At 60.9% G+C, this 21,863-nt stretch carries 17 protein-coding genes and 1 tRNA gene; 8 read left to right on the top strand and 10 right to left on the bottom strand.

Annotation, left to right across the window (positions count from 1 at the left end):
* Positions 1–139: 139 nt before the first annotated feature.
* Genes trpC through CD351_RS10400 form a run of 7 tightly spaced genes read right to left on the bottom strand, consistent with a single transcriptional unit; the run spans position 140 to position 7,841 of the window.
* The gene (gene trpC, locus CD351_RS10430; RefSeq protein ID WP_111992593.1) at positions 140–928 is read right to left on the bottom strand and encodes an indole-3-glycerol phosphate synthase TrpC; all 789 of its coding nucleotides are present in this window, start codon (positions 926–928) and stop codon (positions 140–142) included.
* A 5-nt stretch (positions 929–933) separates the two neighbouring features.
* Complete coding sequence (trpD, locus tag CD351_RS10425; RefSeq protein WP_111992592.1) at positions 934–1,926, bottom strand: anthranilate phosphoribosyltransferase; 993 nt, start codon at positions 1,924–1,926, stop codon at positions 934–936.
* Positions 1,923–2,525 carry an aminodeoxychorismate/anthranilate synthase component II gene (locus CD351_RS10420; protein ID WP_111992591.1) on the bottom strand — a complete coding sequence of 201 codons (603 nt, stop codon included), beginning with the start codon at positions 2,523–2,525 and terminating at the stop codon, positions 1,923–1,925. The genes trpD and CD351_RS10420 overlap by 4 nt, the downstream gene beginning before the upstream one ends.
* Before the next feature lie 4 nt (positions 2,526–2,529).
* Complete coding sequence (pip, locus tag CD351_RS10415) at positions 2,530–3,507, bottom strand: prolyl aminopeptidase (protein WP_234027102.1); 978 nt, start codon at positions 3,505–3,507, stop codon at positions 2,530–2,532.
* Complete coding sequence (locus tag CD351_RS10410; protein ID WP_111992589.1) at positions 3,500–4,339, bottom strand: phosphodiester glycosidase family protein; 840 nt, start codon at positions 4,337–4,339, stop codon at positions 3,500–3,502. Before CD351_RS10410 ends, pip begins: the two co-directional genes overlap by 8 nt.
* Positions 4,336–5,853, bottom strand: a complete 1,518-nt coding sequence (gene trpE / locus CD351_RS10405) for an anthranilate synthase component I (protein ID WP_111993704.1) — start codon at positions 5,851–5,853, stop codon at positions 4,336–4,338. The genes CD351_RS10410 and trpE overlap by 4 nt, the downstream gene beginning before the upstream one ends.
* A 50-nt stretch (positions 5,854–5,903) precedes the next feature.
* Entirely contained in the window at positions 5,904–7,841 is a 1,938-nt protein-coding gene (locus CD351_RS10400) for a SurA N-terminal domain-containing protein (protein ID WP_111992588.1), read from the bottom strand.
* Between the two features lie 293 nt (positions 7,842–8,134).
* Here CD351_RS10400 and tpiA point away from each other — a divergent pair, with 293 nt between their 5' ends.
* From tpiA to CD351_RS10385, 3 genes are all read left to right on the top strand, one after another.
* Positions 8,135–8,899 (top strand): triose-phosphate isomerase, encoded by a 765-nt coding sequence (gene tpiA / locus CD351_RS10395; protein WP_111992587.1) that lies wholly within the window; start codon positions 8,135–8,137, stop codon positions 8,897–8,899.
* Between the two features lie 115 nt (positions 8,900–9,014).
* Entirely contained in the window at positions 9,015–9,437 is a 423-nt protein-coding gene (gene secG / locus CD351_RS10390) for a preprotein translocase subunit SecG (protein WP_111993703.1), read from the top strand.
* Positions 9,438–9,541: 104 nt separating this feature from the next.
* Complete coding sequence (locus CD351_RS10385) at positions 9,542–11,179, top strand: CTP synthase (protein WP_111992586.1); 1,638 nt, start codon at positions 9,542–9,544, stop codon at positions 11,177–11,179.
* A gap of 532 nt (positions 11,180–11,711) precedes the next feature.
* Here the strand turns inward: CD351_RS10385 and CD351_RS10380 are convergent.
* Positions 11,712–12,203, bottom strand: a complete 492-nt coding sequence (locus tag CD351_RS10380) for an Hsp20 family protein (protein ID WP_111992585.1) — start codon at positions 12,201–12,203, stop codon at positions 11,712–11,714.
* A 177-nt stretch (positions 12,204–12,380) separates the two neighbouring features.
* Here CD351_RS10380 and grxC point away from each other — a divergent pair, with 177 nt between their 5' ends.
* The 5 genes from grxC to CD351_RS10355 all read left to right on the top strand — a co-directional run bounded on the left by grxC (position 12,381) and on the right by CD351_RS10355 (position 16,294).
* The gene (gene grxC, locus CD351_RS10375) at positions 12,381–12,644 is read left to right on the top strand and encodes a glutaredoxin 3 (protein WP_111992584.1); all 264 of its coding nucleotides are present in this window, start codon (positions 12,381–12,383) and stop codon (positions 12,642–12,644) included.
* The gene (locus tag CD351_RS10370; protein ID WP_111992583.1) at positions 12,645–13,466 is read left to right on the top strand and encodes a carbon-nitrogen hydrolase family protein; all 822 of its coding nucleotides are present in this window, start codon (positions 12,645–12,647) and stop codon (positions 13,464–13,466) included. It abuts the gene before it with no gap.
* 21 nt (positions 13,467–13,487) lie between these two features.
* Positions 13,488–13,976, top strand: coding sequence for a DUF1178 family protein (locus CD351_RS10365; protein ID WP_111992582.1), 489 nt, complete (start codon positions 13,488–13,490; stop codon positions 13,974–13,976).
* Between the two features lie 33 nt (positions 13,977–14,009).
* A tRNA-Arg gene (locus tag CD351_RS10360) sits at positions 14,010–14,086 on the top strand.
* Positions 14,087–14,173: 87 nt separating this feature from the next.
* On the top strand, positions 14,174–16,294 hold the full coding sequence (locus tag CD351_RS10355) for a S9 family peptidase (RefSeq protein WP_111992581.1): 2,121 nt from the start codon (positions 14,174–14,176) through the stop codon (positions 16,292–16,294).
* Between the two features lie 17 nt (positions 16,295–16,311).
* Here the strand turns inward: CD351_RS10355 and CD351_RS10350 are convergent, their stop codons facing one another.
* Both CD351_RS10350 and CD351_RS10345 read right to left on the bottom strand, forming a co-directional pair.
* Positions 16,312–19,635 carry a S41 family peptidase gene (locus CD351_RS10350; RefSeq protein WP_162627689.1) on the bottom strand — a complete coding sequence of 1,108 codons (3,324 nt, stop codon included), beginning with the start codon at positions 19,633–19,635 and terminating at the stop codon, positions 16,312–16,314.
* Positions 19,636–19,740: 105 nt separating this feature from the next.
* Complete coding sequence (locus CD351_RS10345; RefSeq protein ID WP_111992579.1) at positions 19,741–21,777, bottom strand: S9 family peptidase; 2,037 nt, start codon at positions 21,775–21,777, stop codon at positions 19,741–19,743.
* Positions 21,778–21,863 lie beyond the last annotated feature (86 nt).

The raw sequence follows: 21,863 nt of genomic DNA, 5'->3' as shown, positions 1-21,863 counted from the left end.
CATGTTACACGGTCCAGAGGCAAATAGTGGGTCGATCACACCAACGCGGTCTGATAGCCATTTTCGATCATTAAGGACATTCGCTGCGCCAGTCATATCCGGGTGATGCCACGAAGGCGGCATGTAGGACAGTGCGCGATTATCCTTCGAGCAAGGTCCGCGTCGCCGCCACGATGTCATCGGCCCGCATCAGGCTTTCGCCGACGAGGAACGTCCGCACCCCGCTTTTCGCCAACCTTTCGAGGTCGGCATGATCCGAGATACCGCTTTCCCCCACCAGCAACGCGCCTTCCGGTGCAAGCGGAGCAAGGCGTTCGGTGACGCCAAGCGATGTGGTGAAAGTCTTGAGGTCGCGGTTGTTGACGCCAAGGAGACGGCTTTTCAGATGCGTAGCGGCGCGATCGAGTTCCTTCTCGTCATGGACTTCGATCAGCACGTCCATATTGTGTTCGAGTGAGGCGGCTTCGATTTCGGCCATCTGGCCATCTTCCAGCGCGGCAACGATGATGAGGATCGCGTCCGCCCCGATTGCGCGCGCTTCGAGGCATTGCCAAGGGTCGACCATGAAGTCCTTGCGCAGGACAGGGAGCTGGCACGCGGCGCGGGCGGAGACGAGATAGTCTTCGTGCCCCTGGAAATAGGGCGCGTCGGTCAGGACCGAAAGACAGGCCGCGCCCCCTTTTTCATAGTCGGCTGCATGGCGTGCCGGGTGAAAATCCTCGCGGATCAGGCCTTTTGACGGGCTTGCTTTCTTGATTTCGGCAATCAGCGCAAAGCCGGTCTGTGCGCGTTTACGCAAAGCCGCCTCAAAGCCGCGCGGAGCGGTCTGGATGGCCGCCGCCTGTTCGAGCTGGCTGAGGGGCACAGCGCCTTTGCGGGCGGCGACCACTTCGCGCTTTGCCGCGCAGATTTCTTCAAGCTTGTTCATGCGCGTCAGACCGCCATCTCTATCCAGTCGGCAAGCAGCTTTGCCGCCGCTCCGCTGTCGAGCGCCTCGGCCGCCATGGCGGCGCCATCGGCCCATTCATCAACCTTGCCTGAAACCACCAAAGTCGCCGCAGCGTTCAGCACAACGGCATCTCGGTATGGTCCGGGCGTGCCTTCGAGCAGCGCCTTCAAGGCCTTCGCATTGTGCTGCGCATCGCCTCCGCGGATCGCTTCGACCGGGGCGTGGGGGAGATTTACGTCCGATGCATCGACACGGCGCATTGCAAATTCGTTGCCGGTGACATCGGCAAGTTCGTTTCCGCCCGCTAGGCTGAGTTCGTCGAGGCCCTCGTCGCCCGAAACGATGAATGTGCGCTCCGTACCCAGCTTCGCTTTCGCCTCGGCATAGATCGGGACGTAACCGGGGCGCGCGATGCCGATCAGCTGGCGCTTCACGCCTGCCGGGTTCGACAGCGGTCCCATGAGGTTGAAGATCGTGCGCTTGCCGATCTGAAGGCGAATGGGCTGGATGCGGCCCATGGCAGGGTGATGGTTCTTTGCAAACAGGAAGCAGATGCCGAGCTGTGCCAACGCCTTCTCCGCCGTGCGTCCGGCTGCGTCCATATCGAGGCCGAGCGCTTCCAGAGTGTCCGCCGCCCCCGACTTGGACGAGGCAGCGCGGTTGCCGTGTTTTGCCACCGGCACGCCGCAGGCCGCGACCACGAGGCTCACCGCGGTCGAGACGTTCAGCGTATGATGCCCGTCGCCGCCCGTTCCGCAGCAATCGACCGCGCCCTCTGGCGCTTCAATCGGGATTAGGCGGGCTCGCAGGGCTCGCGCTGCACCGGCAATTTCGTCAGCCGTTTCGCTGCGCTCGGTCATGGCGAGCAGGAAGCGCGCGATTTCCTCGTCCGTCGCCTCGCCATCGAGGATCCAGCCGAAGACCTCCTCGGCCTCGGTCTCGCTCATGTGAGGTACGGCGAGGGGGAGCGTCTTCATGCGGGAATGTTCTCGTTTTCTGGCGTCGCTATCCCGCACAGGCGCAGGAAGTTGGCGAGCAGGTCGTGGCCGTGCTCGGTCGCGATGCTTTCTGGGTGGAACTGGACGCCGTGGATGGGAAGGTCTGCGTGGCGGAAGCCCTGTACGAAACCGTCATCGGACCTGGCGTTCACTTCAAGCGCCTCGGGGATGTCCTCGACGATCAGCGAGTGATAGCGCGTCGCGGTGAAGGGCGAGGGCAGGCCAGCGAAAACGCCGGTTCCCTCATGTGTGACCGGCGAGGTCTTGCCATGCATCAACCCGCCGCGCGTGACCGTGCCGCCGAAATGTTGACCAATTGCCTGATGGCCCAGACACACGCCAAGCAGAGGCTTCTCGGCATCCGCGCAGGCGGCGACGAGATCGAGACTGATACCCGCTTCATTGGGAGTGCAAGGACCGGGCGAGATCAGAAACCCGCTCGCATTCGTCGCCAGCGCCTCGCTCGCACTGATCGCGTCATTGCGCTCCACACGCACATCCGCGCCCAGTTCCATCAGGTAATGGACAAGGTTGAAGGTGAAGCTGTCGTAATTGTCGATGACGAGGATCTGGTTCATGGTCTCAAGCGGTCTTGCCCGCCAGCTTGTCGGTTGCGCGGACCAGTCCGTCAATGATGCCCGGCTCGCTTGCCGAGTGGCCTGCGTCGTGGACCATCCACAGCTCGGCCTCGGGCATGGCCTTTTTTAGCTCCCACGCGCTGGTGGGCGGGGTGCAGATGTCATGGCGGCCCTGCACAATGATTGTCGGGATGTCGCGGATCTTGTCGACGTCGCGCAGCAGCTGCGCTTCCTCGAGGTAGAAGTCGTTGAGGAAGAAGCGCGCGCAGATGCGGGCAAAGGGGACAGCCTTTGCCGGATCTTCGAAATCGGCGAGCAGTGCGTCGTTGGGGAGCAGGGTCGCGACCGTGCCTTCCCACAGCGACCATTCTTTGGCGGCGGCGAGGCGCGTGGCCTCGTCTTCGCTGGTCAGGCGGTCGTGATAGGCTTCGACGAGATTGCCGCGCTCACCCTCGGGAATGAGACCGGTAAACTGGTCCCATTGCTCCGACATAATCTCGCTCGCGCCATATTCGTAAAGCCACGCCTTTTCCTTCTGGCGGGCGAGAAATACGCCGCGCAGCACGATCTCGGAGGTGCGCTCGGGGTGCTTTTGGGCATAGGCGAGCGCGAGCGTCGCGCCCCAGCTGCCGCCGAACACCTGCCATTTTTCATGCCCGCACATGTCGCGCAGACGCTCAACGTCCTCGACGATGCGCCAGGTGTCGTTGTTCTCGATTTCCGCGAAAGGCAGCGACTTGCCGCAGCCGCGCTGGTCGAACAGCAAGACATCGTACAATTCCGGGTTCCACTGCCGCCGGTGCGTAGGAGCCATACCGCCGCCGGGGCCGCCATGCAGGAACACCGCAGGCTTTGCACCCGGCGTGCCGACGCGCTCGTAATAAAGCTGGTGGCCTTCACCAACGTCCAGCATACCGGTCTCATAGGGCTCGATCTCGGGATAGAGCGTGCGTTTGTAGTCGAGCATGTTCGAGTTAATCATCAATTCTCTCCACCACCAACAGCGGTCCGACGCGGCGTTCGTCCATTCGCCCGGATGCTGGATTCCAGAGCGAGGAAATGTTGCCGTCGAGGAACAGCGCGTTGGGGGTCTGCAATTCGTCGCGGAAGAAACGGGCGAAGCGTCCGAAGCTGATTGCCTCGTTCGAAATCACGAAATGAGCGCGGCCTTCCTCGTCAATGCCCACCCCATTGCGGATCGCGCGCGAGGGGCCGTTTTCCTGAAATTCGGGGTGAAGCTCGCCGTTCATGACGAGCATTGGACCGGACTGAGTTCCGAATGCGGGCCGCGTGCCGATGGTGCGCAGAAATACGCCGGTTTCAACGATGTTCCAATTGCCGCCGGTGCCGAAGAAGACCCCGTTAGGCTTCATGTAGAAGTTGCCCGAACCCTCGCCGCGATCAAGCTCGGCAAGCCGTTCGCCATCCTGCACGAAGTAGCCCAGCGGGCGCAGGTCGTCGCCATACATACCGGCATTCATGACAAAGGCGATTGCACTCTCGTTGCGGCCGGCGGCCCAGGCGCTGATCGTGCCGAACTCTTCGCCGCTTGCAGGAGCAAGTGAAGTGCGGATGCGATGGGTGGCTGGATCGGCAGTGCAGTGGGTTAGCGAGGTCTCTTCAAACGTGACCGGAAGGCAGGCCGAATTTGGATCGGGCACTCCGCCAACATCCGGCACCAGCTCTTCGAGAGCGGCGAGTTCATCGCCCGCTACCGCATCGCTAAGCTCGGCTCTCACGACGGGTTCGCCAGCCGGTTGCTGCTCGCATGCCGCAAGGGCGAGGGCGCTCAGGATGATTGCGCTGCGCTTCATTGTCCAAATCCCGGTTCGCTTGCGACACGCACGGCCTCTTTCGCCGCAGCGATGAGTGCGCCCGCCTTAGCGCGGCATTCGGCAAGCTCGTAGTCCGGGTCGCTGTCGGCAACGATGCCTGCGCCCGCCTGAACGTGCATGGTACCGTCCTTCACGACCGCGGTGCGCAAAACGATGCACGAATCCACCGACCCGTCCGGTGCGAAATAGCCGACGCCGCCAGCATAGGCTCCGCGGGTCTCGGGTTCGAGCTCAGCGATGATTTCGCACGCACGCACCTTGGGCGCTCCTGATACGGTGCCCGCCGGAAAGCCTGCAAACAGCGCATCGAGCGCGTCCCTGTCGCTTGCAAGGCGGCCGACGACATTGCTCACGATGTGCATGACGTGGCTGTAGCGTTCGATGGTGAAGCTGTCAGTCACCTCTACGCTGCCGCGTGCTGCCACCCGGCCAACATCGTTGCGACCAAGGTCGAGCAGCATGAGGTGTTCGGCGCGTTCTTTCGGATCGGCCAGAAGGCTCTGCTCGTTCTCGCGGTCCAGCGCGGGAGTTTCGCCCCGTGGGCGGGTGCCTGCGATTGGCCGGATCGTGACCTCTCCATCCCGCACACGCACAAGAATTTCCGGGCTTGAGCCGACGATGGCGAAACCGGGCAGGTCGAGGAAATAGAGAAAGGGCGAAGGATTGACCCGCCGAAGGCTTCGATAAAGCTCAAGCGGCGGCAATTCGAACGGGCACGTAAAGCGCTGGGCCAGCACCACCTGGAAAATATCGCCTGCAAGAATGTACTCCTTCGCGCGAAGGGCGAGCGCCTTGTAATCCTCTCCCGCCATGACCGGGGTGAGTTCGGGTTCAGGCGTGTCAGCCGCCATACGGGGCGCTTCCGGGCGAGGCTGGACGAGGGCGCGCAGGGTTTCGTCGATGCGTTCTCCCGCCGCTTCGATGGCTGCGTGCGGATCATCGGCCTCCCAGATCGGTGCCACGCAGAAAAGCGCGTCGCTCAATCTGTCAAAGACAAGGATCACCGTGGGGCGCACGAACAGCATGTCCGGCAATGCAAGCTCGCTCTGCGGCGCGCGCGGGAGCGTTTCGACAAGGCCGATCGTTTCATACCCGAAATAGCCAACCAGACAGGCGAGGGCGGGGGGAAGCGGGTTTTGAACCCCCTCGGGCACGTCGACGCGGCATGCATCGGCGAGCGCGCGAAGCTCACTCAGGGCATCGCCTTCGCATGGCTCGAAAGCATCGCGGTTCGCCTTCCATGTGCGGTTGATCGCCGCTTCGCTTGCGCTCGCTCGAAAGACGAGGTCGGGATCAAGGCCGAGCAGCGAATAGCGCCCGCGCACTTCGCCGCCTTCGACCGATTCCAGCAGGAAGTCTCCGCGTCCGGGCACGATCAGGCGGCGCGCCGCACCCACAGGCGTGTCGCTGTCGGCAACGACCTTGCGCCAGACAAGCGCAGGGGCGCCGCGTTCAAGAGCACTCGCGGCCCCGGCAGCGTTTTCTAGCCCGATCGGAAAGGATGCGGGAGTTGCGGTCACGGCAGTTACGAAAATGTCCTTGCTCAGATTTCGCCGGCAAGCTGACGACGCAGCGCTTCGACTGCTTCATCGTTACGTTCGACGCCGACTTCCTCGCGCACTGCGGCGGCGAACTGCGCGTTGTACTCTCCGGCCAGAGCCTGAGCGAGCGAGTTTTGCGTCTGATCGAGGATCGGGTTGTCGTTCGCCACGTCCGGCACCACGATTTCGTCAAGATCGACGAGGAACCAGCCCAGATCGTTCTCTTCCTCAAGGATCTTGGTCGACCCTTGCGCCATCGAGAACATCAGGATCAGGGCAGAGGGCACACGCTGGTTCGGATTGGACAGCAATTCGCGGCGCTCAAGGTCGATCCGTTCGATCTGATTGAGGGCCGGATTTTCTGCCCGCATCGCTTCGGCAAGCGGAGTGCCTGCGCGAACCGCTTCGAGAATGCGGTTGGCTGCCTGTTGCGCGACGCGATTGCCTTCGCTGCGACGCCATGCGGCGGTCACTTCCTCGCGCACTTCGGCGATCGGCGGCGCTGCGCTTTGCGTAATGTCCGCGACGTCGAAAATCAGGAACTGCTCGCCCGCGACCAGCTCTGCCAGCTGCGGCTCGCCTTCATCCATCTGGAACGCAGTTTCGAGGATGGGACGGATCGCTTGATTGAGGCTTTGGCCAGGTGTCCCGTAAAGGCGTCCATCAGCAAGCACACCCGGTACGGCGGTGACTTCAAGACCAAACTGCGTTGCCGCATCGGTCAGCGAGGTGCCGGTATCGACGAGCTCTTCGATCTGCGAGCTGAGTTCGATCAGTTGAGAAGCGACAGCTTCGCTACGGATTTGAGCGACAATATCGCTGCGAACGTCTGCGAGTGAGCGGGCAGGGGTGTTCTCGACATCGTCTACCCGCGCGACATACCAGCCAAGCTGGGACCGCTGAGGCGCGATTACATCGCCTTCGTCTGCAGCAAAGGCTGCTTCTGCAAGTGCAAAGCTGGTTGATGCAGCCATGCTCTCGCGGTCGCGCAGCTCGCCTGCCGACACGTTGAAGCCTGCCTGCCTTGCGGCCGCTTCGAGGCTGAGACCTCCCCGGATACGTTCGACAAGAGCCTGTGCGGCCGCTTCGGTCGGTACGACGAAAGTACTGATCGCGCGGCGTTCCTGCGCTGCATATTGCGCGGCGTCAGCCTCGTAACGGGCCGCAATCTGCGCATCGGTCGGGTCCGCAACGCTTTGCACGCTGTCGGCACCGAACCGTGCGAAGCGGATCGTGCGGCGTTCGGGCAGGATGAAGTCGGAGCGATTCTCGCTGTAGAAATTGTTCAGCTGTTCCGCAGTCGGATCGCCTTCAGGTGCATATTCGCTGCTCGGGACAAGTGCGATCTGGCCCTGACGCCGTTCAATCACCAGCGCCGCATACTGGCGGGCAGCGGCGCGCGGCAGCTGCGGTGCGGCGAATGCGGGGCGAAGGAGCTGCTGTGCAAGCAGGCCGTCAGCAATGTCCTTGCGAAGGATCGCATCGGTGATCCCCTGGCGGCGCAGCGCTGCCTGATAGGTCGCCTGGTCGAACTCTCCGGTGACATTGCGGAACGCGCCGATCTGCAGGATCTCGCTGTTTACCAGATTATCGCCCGCGCGCAGGCCGTATTTCTGAGCGAACTGGCCAATCGCATACCGATCAATCAGCAGCTCAAGCTCGCGATTGAGGCCATCGTTCGCAACAAGCTGAGGCATCGTGATCGTCGGGTTCTGCTCGCGCGCACGGTCCAGCGCGTTGTTCATTGCGCCGCTCATCTCGTTGCTGCTGATCGGTTCGCCGCCCACGACCGCGACCTTGTCGTCACCTGTCAGCCCGCCAAAGGTCGCGGACCCCGAAATGTCCGAAGCTGCGAAGGCAAGGGCAACCAGCACGAGGAACCCGATGAAGATTGGCAGGCCAATTTTCGACTGGAAGAAGTTGCGAAACAGCGAAATCATTCTTGTTGGCTTCCGGTTTTGTGTGATCGCGTTGGCGAAAATGCGCGCGAAACTTGCCCTTGTGGCGGTGGATAAAGCAATTGTGGCTCGGTCCGGGGCAAAGGGCTGGCAGGCGCGCGCCCAAACCTCGACCGGGGAGAGTTCAGCGCTTTATCGGCCCTGCGACCTCCCGGCAACAGGTTGGCGGAGCTTTTGACTAAATCTTGCGCCTCCGCTAGCCGACCCAGCCCCCTGACCCTAAATCGGGTCAACCAAGATTCGAATTCAAGCTTCACCATAGACAGGATTACTTGATGTCCCAGCGGCCCTATATCGTTGGAAACTGGAAGATGCACGGCACCCGCGCCATGCTCTCAGAAGCGCGCGCGATCGACCGCGCCGCTCAGCGGCATATGAAAGTCGAAGTGGCGCTGGCGCCGCCATATACGCTGATCCATCCGATTCATCGCGAGGCAGAGCAGATCGCCGTGGGTGCGCAGGATTGTCATCACGAAGATGGCGGCGCGCATACCGGCGACATTTCCGCTGCGATGATTGCCGATGCGGGCGCGAAATTCGTAATCCTCGGCCACTCCGAGCGGCGGCAGAACCACGGCGAAAGAGACGCAACCGTGCGCGCCAAGGCCGAATCGGCGCTTGCTGCCGGTCTGCGCATCATCCTGTGCTGCGGCGAAAGCGAGCAGACGCGCGACGCGGGCAAGGCGGTCGCATTCGTGAAGAAGCAGCTTAAGGCATCGCTTCCCGACGAGATCGAAGATGCCGCCGAAAAGCTGGCTGTCGCATATGAACCGATCTGGGCGATTGGCACGGGCAAAACGGCAACGGTCGAAGATATTGCCGAGATGCACGCAGAAATCCGCGCATTGCTGGTCAAGATGTATGGCGAGGAAGCCGGCGCAGAAGTCCGTATCCTCTATGGCGGCTCGGTTAAGCCTGAAAATGCTGGCGAAATCCTCTCTGCTCCCGAAGTGGGTGGGGCACTGGTCGGCGGGGCAAGCCTTGCAGCCGACAGCTTCATGGGGATCGCGCTGGCGGCCGGCGAAGCTGACGAAGTCTAAGGCAGCAAGGGCGAGCATCCGCGTCACACTTGCCGAGAGGCGCGTGCATCCCTAGATGCGCGATGCAAACGCATTCGCAATTTACGATTTTACACAGAAGAACACAGCCGGGATCATGTCGCTCTTTATCATCTTCACTGTCATCCAGACCATCGTGGCTGCTGCGCTCGTGGGCGTTGTCCTTATGCAGCGCTCAGAAGGCGGCGGCCTGGGTATTGGCGGCAATCCTTCGGGCGCATTGGGTGCGCGCGGTGCGGCTGACTTCCTGACCAAGTCGACCCGCTGGCTGGCCATCGCCTTTGTGGCGCTTTCGATCTTTCTTGCCGCGTTGGCAGTCAGCGAATCGAGCATGGGTGACGTGAGTTCGGACCTCGACCGCGACGTCAACGCGCCAAGCGCGGCTGACCTGCTGGGCGAAGGTGCGCCTGCGGGCGTGTCGCCAGATGGCGCTGCGTCCGATCCGGCAGATCTCGAATACCTGCTTGGCGAAAATCCGGTGAACGCAGAGCCTGCCAGCGACGATCCGCTCGCCGAATAAGCGCGCTCACACACCAGTTTCATCACAGCTTTGTGGATTGGACGGGCTTCACCCGATCAATTCGCTTGCCTCGAATCCCTCATCACGATTAAGGCCCAACTCCCATGGCGCGGTACATTTTCATAACCGGCGGCGTGGTCTCCTCGCTTGGCAAAGGTCTCATGGCAGCATCGCTTGCTGCTCTCCTCCAGGCGCGCGGCTACAAGGTCCGCATTCGTAAGTTCGACCCCTACCTCAACGTCGATCCGGGCACGATGAGCCCGTATCAGCACGGTGAGGTCTATGTCACTGACGACGGGGCGGAAACCGACCTCGACCTCGGCCATTACGAGCGCTTTACTGGCGTGTCGGCCCGTCAGAGCGACAACATTACCAGCGGGCGCGTCTATCGCGACATCATCGCCAAGGAACGTCGCGGCGACTATCTGGGCGCAACCGTGCAGGTGATTCCGCACGTGACCGATGCGATCAAGGAATTCGCTCTCGCGGATCAGGACGACCATGATTTCATCCTGTGCGAGATTGGCGGGACCGTGGGCGACATCGAAAGCCTGCCGTTCATGGAAGCGATCCGGCAGATCCGTAACGAGCTTGAGCCGTTCCAGACATTGAGCGTCCACGTGACGCTGGTGCCTTACATCGCTGCTGCCGGAGAGCTGAAGACCAAGCCGACGCAGCACTCTGTGCGCGAGCTTGCCTCGCTTGGGATCAAGCCCGATGTCCTTTTGTGCCGTGCTGAGCACCCGATCCCAGAGGGTGAGCGCCGCAAGATCGCGAATTTCTGCAACGTTCGCATGGAAGCGGTCATACCGGCGCTCGATGCGCCCTCGATCTATTCGGTGCCGCTGCAATATCACGAGGAAGGCCTCGACGCAGAGGTGCTGCGCGGCTTTGGCATTACCGACGCGCCTGCGCCCGATCTTTCGCGCTGGAACGACGTGACCGACCGCTACTTCAACCCCGAAGGCGAAGTCACGATCGGCGTGGTTGGAAAATATGTCGGCCTGCCAGACGCTTACAAGAGTCTCAACGAAGCGCTTGTCCACGGGGGCCTTGCCAACCGCGTCAAGGTCAACATCAAGTGGATCGATGCCGAAATCTTCGAGGGTGAAGACGAGGCTGAAATCGTCTCTGCGCTGGAGCCGATGCATGGGATCCTCGTCCCCGGCGGTTTTGGCGAGCGCGGCAGCGAGGGCAAGATCGCCAGCGTGCGTTTCGCGCGTCAGCGCAAGGTGCCGTTCTTTGGCATCTGCCTCGGTATGCAGATGGCCTGTATCGAAGGCGCACGCGAAGCAGGCTTCGAAAACGCTTCGTCGACCGAATTCGGCGAGACGAAGGAACCGGTTGTCGGCATCATCAGCGAATGGATGAGCGAAGAAGGCCTCCAGCAGCGCGAAGAGGGCGGCGATCTGGGCGGTACGATGCGGCTTGGCGCTTATGAGGCCAAGCTTGCAGGCAACAGCCACACCTCGGCGATCTATGGAGGCGCTGAGCACATCTCAGAGCGTCACCGTCACCGATACGAGGTCAACAGCGCTTACATCGAACCGCTCGAGAAACAGGGGCTGGTCTTTGCAGGCATGTCGCCTGATGGTCTGCTGCCCGAAATCGTGGAGCGTCCCGATCATCCGTGGTTCGTCGGCGTCCAGTTCCATCCCGAGCTGAAATCCAAGCCGTTCGATCCCCATCCGCTGTTTGCCGGTTTCATTGCCGCTGCTCTGGAACAATCGCGTCTGGTCTGATCCAGAGACGCGGCAGATATAAGATATCTTGTAAACATCGTATCGAATTCGGGATTTCGCAGCACCGTGCGGGGCCCGCAAAATCTCCTGCTTTTCAAGCCGATTTCCTCGTAGTTGTCCCGAAACGACCCTTAATGCGTCGGTATGTGTCGTGTTCGTACAAGCTTGGCAATTAATCCTTGCGTGCCTGCCAATTTGCGCCCTACGACACTCGCAAGCCTACAGCTTTTCTAAAGGGGTAGGCTCCGGATCACGGGGGTTTTTAACACCATGGTTCGGGTCTGGAGGGACAAGAAAAAGTTTCAGCTTCGCCCCGATCTTGATGGATCGGCAGCCTGGCTACACCGAGCTCGTGTCGGCATTGATCATCTTCTGCGACCCGGATGATCATTGTCGAGCGGGGCGACTTCAGTGTCGCGGGGGCGGACCTTTACAGGCCGCCCCCACATCTTTGAAAAGTCCACAAGGTTTTGGAATTCAATGCGATCATGGATCGCTCCGAAACCCTTGTGCCACCGTCAGGAGGTCTGGATCAGGCCGCGTCAGCGGACTTTTCGGACCCGGCTTCTGCCTCGACAGTAGGCACCGCGGTCAGCGTCGTCGCGGAATTGACGGCGATCTTCTTGGGCTTCATCGCGTCTGGAACTTCGCGCACCAGATCAATCACAAGCAGGCCATCGGCAAGCTGTGCATTGTCCACGCGAACATAGTCAGCAAGCTCGAATCGGCGCTCGAACCCGCGATTCGCGATTCCGACATGCAAAAGCTCCGCACCTTCATCGGCATCGTCGCGCTTCTTGCCCTGAATAACCATCAGGTTTGCCTGAGCGGTGATGTCGATATCCTGCGGGCGGAAACCTGCAACCGCGAGAGTGATGCGGTAGTTGTCCTCGCCGTTCTTAGCGATGTTGAAAGGGGGGTAATTGTCTCCCGAATTCAGCCGGGCCTGGTTTTCGATCATGTCGAACAGGCGATCGAAACCAACGGTCGAACGGCGATACGGAGTAAAATCGAGACGTGACATAATTCAAATCCTCTTTGTCTGAGCAATTTGGTTTCTGGTGCAGGCCTGCCTCATGCAGCACCCGCTTTTGTCGTCCGTGGATGTTCCCCAAGACTGGCGGAACCGGGCGACACACTCTAGTTAAGTCTGGCGAAAACGCTTTCAAGGGCCTTCAGCCGGGCTCAATGGGATTGAGATATGAGCACACCGCAAATCGATATGTACACCAAGTTTGCCTGCCCGTTCTGCGTGCGTGCGAAGCATTTGCTTCAGCAGAAGGGCGTCGAATTCAACGAATACGACATCACTATGGGCGGGCCCAAGCGTGAAGAGATGATGGAGCGCGCTCCGACGGCACGAACGGTGCCGCAGATCTTCATCGGCGACGTTCATGTCGGTGGCTCCGATGACCTTGCTGCGCTTGAACGCGAAGGCAAGCTCGACGCGCTTCTGGCGGGTTGAATGCCCAAGATCGCCGTCTTGCAGATGACTTCGGGGATCGACCCGGAGGCTAATTGCGCTGCCATAGAGCGCGGCGCCAAAGAGGCGAGCGAGGGCGGTGCGGGGGTTCTGTTCACGCCTGAAATGTCGGTATTGCTGGATCGTGATCGCAAACGCGCCGCGCCCTGGATCGCCAGCAATGCGCCCGCACTCATGGCCGAGCGGCTTGCGAAGGCCGCCCGTGACAACTCGATCGACATTGCGGTGGGCTCGATACCGGTGGGCGCACAAGACAGCGCCAAATTCGCCAATCGAACATTCTACTTTTCCGCAGAAGGCAGCGAGCCTGTCACCTACGACAAGATTCACATGTTCGACGTGGAATTGTCGACCGGCGAGACGTGGCGAGAGAGCAACGCTTACGAAGCTGGTCGCAAAGTCGTTGCCGTGGATCAGACACCGCTCGGCAGGCTCGGCCTCGCGATCTGCTACGACATGCGGTTTCCCGCGCTGTTTGAGACGCTTGGCAGTCGCCGTTGCGACGCTATTGCTATCCCTGCGGCTTTCACCAAACCAACCGGCATGGCGCACTGGCACGTGCTTCTGCGCGCCCGCGCGATCGAGGCAAGCGCCTTCGTCATCGCCGCCGCACAGGTTGGTAAACACGAAGACGGCCGCGAAACCTATGGCCACAGCCTAGTCGTCGATCCGTGGGGCGAAGTTCTGCTCGATATGGGCGGAGAGGCACCGGGCCTCGCCTTTTGCGACATTGACCTTGCCCGTATCAAAGAAGTCCGCTCGCAGGTGCCGAGCCTTGCTAACCGCCGCGAAATTCCCAATTAAATTCCCAATTAGAAGAGTGTTATGATCGTTTTCGACCTCCACTGTGATGCGGGCCACCGGTTCGAGGGCTGGTTCGGCTCGTCTTCAGACTACGAAGATCAAAAGGCCCACGGCCTTGTAAGCTGCCCGCATTGCGGATCGGACGTGGTCGGCAAGGCGCCGATGGCTCCTGCGGTGGGTGCAAAAAGCAACACGGCGTCAGATGCGAGAATGCCTGTCCCCGCGACCGCCGGATCAGGCGATGCGCAGCCTGTGTCCAACACGCCGATCACTCCCGAAGTTCAAAAGGCCCTGACCGCGCTCGCAAAGGCGCAGGAAAAGGCGCTCAAGAACAGCACGTGGGTCGGCAAGGATTTCGCCAGCCAATCGCGCGCGATGCATTATGGCGAGCGTGACGAAGCACCGATCCACGGGCAGGCGAGCCTTGAAGAGGCAAAGGCACTGGTGGATGAAGGCGTGCCGGTTGCTCCGCTGCCATTTCCTGTTGCTCCACCTGATGAACTCAATTGATTGGACAGCCCGCACTGCTAAAGCGGTGCGCGGGACCCCGTAGCTCAGCCGGATAGAGCATCAGATTCCTAATCTGAGGGCCGCGCGTTCGAATCGCGCCGGGGTCACCATTTCCAGCTGTTCACTACGCGATTGACCGCATGGCGCGGGCCTTTATCACTTGGGATCGACAACTCCCGAGAAAGAGGCCTCCCACCATGAGATCAACCCTTGTCGCGCTTGGCGCGTTTGCCCTGATTGCCGTTCCGCCCGCGGTCCTCAACGCGCAGACCAGCGATGGCACGCCTGTCGCCTCTGTCACGGGCAAGGGATCGCAGCGAACCGGTCCGAACTCGCAGCTAACGGGCGAAGACCTGTTCGACATTGCATACGCAACCGACCCGCAGATCAGTCCCGACGGATCGACCATTATCTACACCCGCCGTCAGAGCGACATCATGACCGACCGGGTCGTGAACAGCCTTTGGTCGATCGACGTCGCAAGCGGAGAGGAACGGCCGTTTGCGGGTAATGAGGGGGCTGCCTTCGGAGCGCGCTGGTCACCGGACGGATCGCGCGTTGCCTATGTCTCGACGCAGAACGGCGGAGCGCAATTGTGGGTCAAGTGGATGGACAGCGGCGAAGCGGTGAAGCTGACCGGCCTGCCGAACTCGCCGATGAACATCACCTGGTCTCCCGATGGCACTCAGATCGCTTACGTGATGATGGTCGACGACAACGCTCCATCGCTCGGTTCCGCGCCATCGAACCGTCCCGAAGGCGCGACGTGGGCCGATGCCCTGCAGATCACCGACCTTGTGAATTTCAGGGCAGATGGAGCAGGTGAGATCAAGCCGGGCTTCCAGAAGATTTTCGTCATCCCGGCAACCGGAGGCGCACCGCGACAGCTGACCTTCGGCCCCAACCATGATGGCGGACCGCTGAGCTGGTCGGCAGATGAGGCCAGGGTGTTTTTCAGCTCGAACCGCAACCCTAACTGGCAGACCGACCCGGTGGAGGCGGACATCTGGTCTGTCGATACGCGCTCGCTGGGGCTTGTCCAGCTGACCACGCGCGACGGGCCTGACAGCGGGGCTCAGGTCTCACCAGATGGCTCGATGATCGCCTATGTCGGATTCGACGATGAGGGACGCGCTTACGAGCAGACAGAAATCTATGTGATGAACGCCGATGGCAGCAATTCGCGGCTGCTGACCGGTGATTGGGATTTCAGTCCCGACGCTATGGAGTGGGACGCCAATTCGCGCGCGCTTTACGTCCAGTACGACAAGCGCGGTGAAACCTTCGTTGCACGCATGTCGCTCGACGGTTCGGTCCGCGATGTGGTCGAAGGCGTTTCCGGCGGCGGGCTTGATCGGCCCTACACCGGAGGAAGCTTCTCGGTCGCCGATAATGGAACGGTCGCTTTCACAGGCGGCACTGCGACCCGCCCGCCCGAGGTCAAAGTCACACAGCGCGGCAATGCGCGTTATCTGACCCGGCTCAATGCAAGCCTGCTCACGACCAAGCGTCTTGGCGAAGTGCGCGCAATCACGACCCCGTCAAGCCATGACGGGCAGGAAGTGCAGGGCTGGTTGACGCTTCCGCCGGGCTACACCGAAGGAACGCGGGTCCCCTTGATCCTTGAGATTCACGGAGGACCGTTTGCAGCATATGGCCCGCACTTCTCGACCGACAACCAGCTCTACGCGGCAAGCGGCTATGCCGTTCTGTCGGCCAACCCGCGCGGAAGCACCAGCTATGGCGAAGGGTTCGCTCAGGAGATCGACAAGGCTTATCCGGGCCAGGATTTTGACGACCTGATCAGCATCGTTGATCGCGCGATTGAGCTTGGCATTGCCGATCCCGACAAGCTGTTCGTCACTGGCGGTTCGGGGGGCGGAGTTCTGACTTCGTGGATTGTGGGCAAGACCAACCGGTTCAAGGCCGCCGCGACACAGAAACCGGTCATCAACTGGACCACTCAGGCACTGACGGCTGACGGGACTGGCTATTTCGGGCTCTACTGGGTCGGGTCACGGCCTTGGGAAAACCCTCAGAAATTCTGGGATCAGTCGCCGCTTTCCCTGATCGGCAATGTGCAGACGCCGACGCTGGTGGTCGTCGGGGGCGAGGATTATCGCACTCCGGTCAGCGAAGCGGTGCAGTATTATTCCGCGCTCCAGCTCGCAGGAGTGCCGACCACGCTAATCCGCGTTCCCGGTGCCAGTCACGCGATCACCGCAAGGCCGTCACAAAGCGCTGCGAAAGCCTCCGCGATCCTCGCGTGGTTTGCGCGCTATGCCGAAGGCTGGGAGCCCGGCGAGCCTGCTGAATGAGCGACTAATGTCGCCGCTCAATCCGGGAGCGGCGACACGTCCCTTGCAGGAGTCCCGAGCGGGCTGAGAGGGCGGGGCCTCAGCGGCATGACCGGATCTTCGGCGATGCGCTGCTGCAGGAGCCCGATAGCTGCCTCCAACTGGGCATCGCTGCCCTGATAGGTGGCGACCGGCCCGTTCTCGACCACGAAATCCGGTGCAACGCCGTAGCCTTCGACGATCCAGTTTCCGTCGATGTCATATTGCGCGTATTCCGCGATCCGGACGGCGCCACTGTCGACGAGCCGGTTGCGATCGGAAAGCCAGATGCCGGCGCCCGCCGTGCGCGTACCGATCAGCGGGCCGAGGCCCAGCGATTTGACAGCGGCGGCAAATGTCTCGCCATCGGAATAGGTGCGCTCGTCGATCAGCACCGCGATGTGCCCGCGATAGGCGTTCTGCATGTTGGTGGTCTGCTGCCCTGTTCCATCGGGCGCGCCCCAGAATGCCCACGCCTTGCGCATCAGTTGCGAAATCAGGATGGAATCGATGTTGCCGCCGCTGTTGTTGCGCACGTCAATGATGAGGCCGGGCTTATCCAGCTGCGAGAAATAATCGCGCGCAAAGCTGGCTATATCGCCGCTGCCCATGGCGCGCAGCTTCAGGTAGCCGATGTCGCCGCCAGAAAGGCGCTCTGCCGCCGCTTTTCGATCTTCGGTGAAGTCGTAATACTCGGCCATTGCGCGCCCTTGCGCATTCATGGGTGAGACGATCTCGGAGACTTCGGTCGAACCGCGGGTAAGGTCGAGGCGGACCTGCTGTCCGGCCTTCGAAGCAAGCGCGAGCCTCAGATCGGCCAGCGATGCGACGCTCCGCCCGTCGACACGGCGGATAATGTCCCCTTCGCGCACATCGACGTCCGGGCGGCGTAGTGGCGGTCGCAGCGACACGAGATCAGCATCACCTTGATAGATGCGGTCGATCCTGAGCCCACTGGAAACGGGCGAATACTCTGCACCCAGAAACGCCATATCGCTGTTTTCGTCATCGCTAGGCAGGTCGCCCGATCGCACCTGACTGTGCAGAATGCCGAGTTGCGAGGCCATCTGACCAAGGATCGTATTGAGCTCCGCCCGGTGTCCGATGCGACTGACCAACGGCTCATGCTGGTCGCGCACCGCCTCCCAGTCGATACCTCGGAGAGAAGGATCGTAGGCAAAATCGCGGTGAAGACGCCATGCATCGTGGAACATCTGCTGCCATTCCGAGACCGGATCGATGGTCAGCTTCCAATCGTCCAGACGAACCATTTTGCCATCGAGCTTGTCGGGCATTTTCGGACCGGCAGGGACAAGGGCGATTCGGGGGCCATTTGGCCCCGGAAGCGCAACCGCGAGGGTTTCCCGGTCGGCAGAAAGTTCAATGCCAAGAGCGTTTGCGGAGAAGGTTTCCACCTCGGGATTGCTCTTGTCGATGGCGATTGAAACCCATTCATCGCCGATCCGCGTGAACAGATGGGACTTGGTAACGAACAACATCCCGCCCGCACCCGCTTTTACCGGCAGCTTGTAAAGCCGATCAGCGAGGCCATTGAGGACGATATTGGCTGATGGCTTCTTGTCCTCTTCTGCCTCGTCCTCGTCGTTGTCATCCTCACTTTCGCTGTCTTCGCCTTCATCCTCGTCTTCGCCGGCAAGGGTCAGTTCGTTGTCTTCCCGGAAAGGGAAATCGGCTTCCGGGTCGAGCTTGAGCGCGTGGATCTCGCCGCGATCGGGAAAGGAAACCCCCATATTGCGGTCGCCCCACGGGCTTCCGGGCTCAGGCGAGAAATTGCGTTCCGAGATGAAATAGAGCCATTGCCCATCCGGAGAGAACGCCGGTGCAAAGTCGTTGAACTTGCCGGAGCTTGCCTGCACCCGCTCACCTGTGGCGAGGTTCTGGACCTGGATGTTGGCAGTGTTGGAGAACTGCTCTGGCCCGGTTTCGGAATAGGCGATGAACTTGCTGTCGGGCGAAAAGACGATGTTTGAGAAAACATTGTCATTGCCCGTCTTATTTTGCGCCAGCAGCGTCACGGCACCGCTTGCGACGTCCACCTTTTGCAGGCGGGCTTGCTTGTCGCTGACAACCAGCGTCTTGCCATCGGGTGAAACGACGAAGGACCAAATGTGGGCATTATAGTTTGCGGTGATGACGGTCGGTTCGCCAGATCCGTCTGCATCCATGCGAACAAGGTCGCGTGTCTGTCCCCGGTCCAGAATCAGAAACAGATTGTCGCCCTCAGGACCCGTAACGGCCTCTCGAGCGCGTGCGCCATCGGGCACGTTGAATTCGACCCGGCGCCGGGCGAGGGGAGACGCGAGCGCCACCTGTCCGCGAGCGGTCACGGCGATAGTATCGCCGGTTGGTGATACACGCGCTGCCTCAACCTGCTCCATCGGATTGTCCAGAGTGCGAAGGCGCGTCTGCTCACGGTCAGTTACAAGGTCGATTGAAAGCGTCGAAAGCGTGTTCGAGGCGAGCGAGAAGACGTGCAGGTCCGCGCCGTTCTGCACGAAGACCGCATGGCCATCGATTGCGGCTTGCAGAACCGGGAAGGCAAATTCTTCGCTGTGTTGAGTGACGCCGCTGCCATCTTCGGCAACAGACCAGATCGCATCCGCGCCGCTCTTGTCAGAGATGAAATAGATGCGCCCGCCATGCGCCATCGGCATGCGGATCGGCGCATCGAAATCGGCGACAAGCTGTGTGGCTTCGTCGCTTGAACCGGGCTTCCAGCTCCACAATTGCGCCATGCCGCCTCCACGGTAGAGGACGGCATTGTCGCGTGCGCGGGCGTAAAGGCCGCGGCGGTTGAAGAAGAGTGTGCCGTCAGAGCCATAGGTCGCGCTGTTGGCGCGCCAGAGCGGGATATCGTTCCACCGCCCGCCCGTGGGCGCGATGGTGTGGAGCACTTCGCCCTGACCGTTTCCACGAAGCCGCGATGAGAAGATCACCTGTCCATCGGGCGTCCACCCCACGACCGTGACGCCGCCGCCTTCATATGTCAGGCGAGCGGGACGCCCGCCGGCGACCGGCATTACATAGATATCGTCGCCGCTGTCATAGCTTGCGTTGAATGCGACCATCGATCCGTCGGGAGAGATATGAAGGTTGCGCTCTTCACCTTCGTGGTTGGTGAGACGAACTGCGGTCCCCCCGGTTCGCGATGCGCGCCAGATGTCGCCCTCGCTGGCAAAGACCAGCACGTCGCCGCGCGCTGCGGGATATTGGTAGAACCCTTCCTCGGCCATCACAGGTGCAGCGGCCGAGGTCAGAAGTGCAGCGGCAAGCGCAAGCGTGCGCCGACGAAATGGCTTCATGAGTATAGTCCCCTGTTGCGCGAAAGGATGCGACGGCCCCCTCGCATAATCATCCATGGCTAGCGTCGAGGGAGGAATGAAGCACCTCCCTGATCGATAAACTGATTATTCCTCCCCATCGCGGTCGGTCCGATACCTTTCGAACCAGGCGATAGTGTAGTCGGTCTTTGCATTCAGCAGCGAGGGCCGCGAGGCAATGCCGTGATTGGTGTCCGGCACGCGAACCATCACACTGGGCACGCCGCGCAGTTGCAGCGCCTGATAGAACTGCTCTGTCTCTGAAATCGGCGTGCGATAGTCTACCTCGCCTGTGATCAGCATGGTCGGGGTCGTGACATTGCCGACCAGGCTGAGCGGCGAGCGCTCCCAATAGTGATCCAGATGCTCCCAAGGCGGTCCGGGAAACTGGTTTGCGATCTGATCGATATAGCTGTCGGCGGTCAGCACCTTGGAAACCCAGTTGATCACGGGCTTTGCCGCCATCGCCGCGTTGAAACGATCGGTGAGCCCGATAGCATAAGCGGTCGCAATCCCGCCTGCCGATCCGCCGGCGATGAACAGGTTTTCGGGATCGGCAAATCCATTGTCGATCGCCCAGTCGACCGCGGAATTGTGATCGGCGAAGTCGTCGGGACTGGAATATTTGTATTTCAGCAGGTTCGCAAACTCGCTCCCATACCCGATCGACCCGCGATGATTGTCGTAGATCACCACATATCCTTGTGCCGCCATCCGTTGCAGTTCGGCAGAAAAATGCGGGCCATAGGCAAGGTGCGGGCCACCGTGGATTTCGATGATAAGGGGGTAGGTCATGCCTTCCTCGTACCCCGGAGGCTTGATCATCCATCCTTGAACCTCAAGCCCGTCCAGCTCGGAATTGAAGGTGAAGCTGGTAACCTCACCAAGATCGCGGTGGGCCAACAGGTCCCCGTTGAGCGAGGTGAGCCGCGTGTCGCGCCCGGAACGAAATGCATAAAGGTCTGCGGGACGCTGCGCGCTGCCCTTGGTGTAAACGAGCGTGCCGCGTGCGCCTGCGTCATAGGATCCGCTGACATAGGGCCGGCCGATGGTCGTCCCGCCGATGCCTTCGACCGCAGTGCGGCGATTGCCTCGCGTGTCGACTACGCCGATATTGTTCTCGCCCCGGTTCTGAAACGTGAAGGCGATTTCGGAATTCGACAGCCACTGCACATCGCCTGCGCGCCGATCCAGACCCTGGGTCAGGTTTCGTGCATCGCTTCCATCGCGATCCATTACGAAGACATTGGTGGGAAGGAACGGCTCGCGCGCGTTACCTGTGCCGAGAAACGCAATTGATCCGCCATCGGGTGAGACTTGCGGGCTAGTCTCGGTGCCCGGCATGTCTGTGAGCTGCGTCAGCTCTCCCGAAGCGATAGTGACCGAAAACACATCGGCCTCGCGGCTTTGCAATTCCCAGCCTTCGTCGCGATTGGCCGAAAACAGGATATGCTCGCCATCGGGAGTGAAGGAGAGCGATCCACCGTGATTGAAATCGCCTGAGGTGAGCTGTCGCTGCGTGCCACCTTCTGCCGGGATGACAAAGATATGGTCGTAGGCAAGCTCGACGAAGCCTTCGCCATTTGTACGATAGCGGGCGCGATCAATTACGACGGGAGGCTTGGCCCAGTTTGCGCCTTCGGGTCGCGACGGAAGGCTTAAAAGCTTGTCGCTCTTGGCTTCGACTGACATCGAAAAGGCGATCATGCTTCCATCGGGCGACCACGTAATGTTCGATGGGCCGCGCTCAAAACTGCCGATCAGCGCGCTTCTGCCCGATTGCAGGTAATGAACATAAAGCGCGGTCTGACCGTTCTCGGACGTCATGTAAGCGATACGCGAACCATCGGGCGACCAGCGCGGCGATCGGTATGATCCGCTATCGGCCAAGAGCGGTTCGTGTCTGCTGCCATCCAGATTGACGATCCAGACATGCGAGCGTGTGCGATCGGTCATGATGTCGTTGAAGCGCCGCACATATATGGCCTGGCTGCCATCAGGGGATACCTGCGGGTCATCTGCCCATTCCAGCTCAAACACATCTTCGGCTGAAAACAATCTCAGCTCTTCGCTGTGATCGTCGGCGAGCGCTGGTGTGGCCAGACCTGCGGCAAAAATCGCCATAGCCAGAATTCGTTGCATCGAGCACCTTTTGCTTTGAGAAAAACAGGCGCTCAGCTTGGGCAATGCGTGGCGCAGAGGCAACCATC

This window comes from Erythrobacter sp. KY5 (assembly GCF_003264115.1).
Lineage (GTDB): Bacteria > Pseudomonadota > Alphaproteobacteria > Sphingomonadales > Sphingomonadaceae > Erythrobacter.
This window is presented reverse-complemented; position numbering and strand designations above follow the sequence as displayed.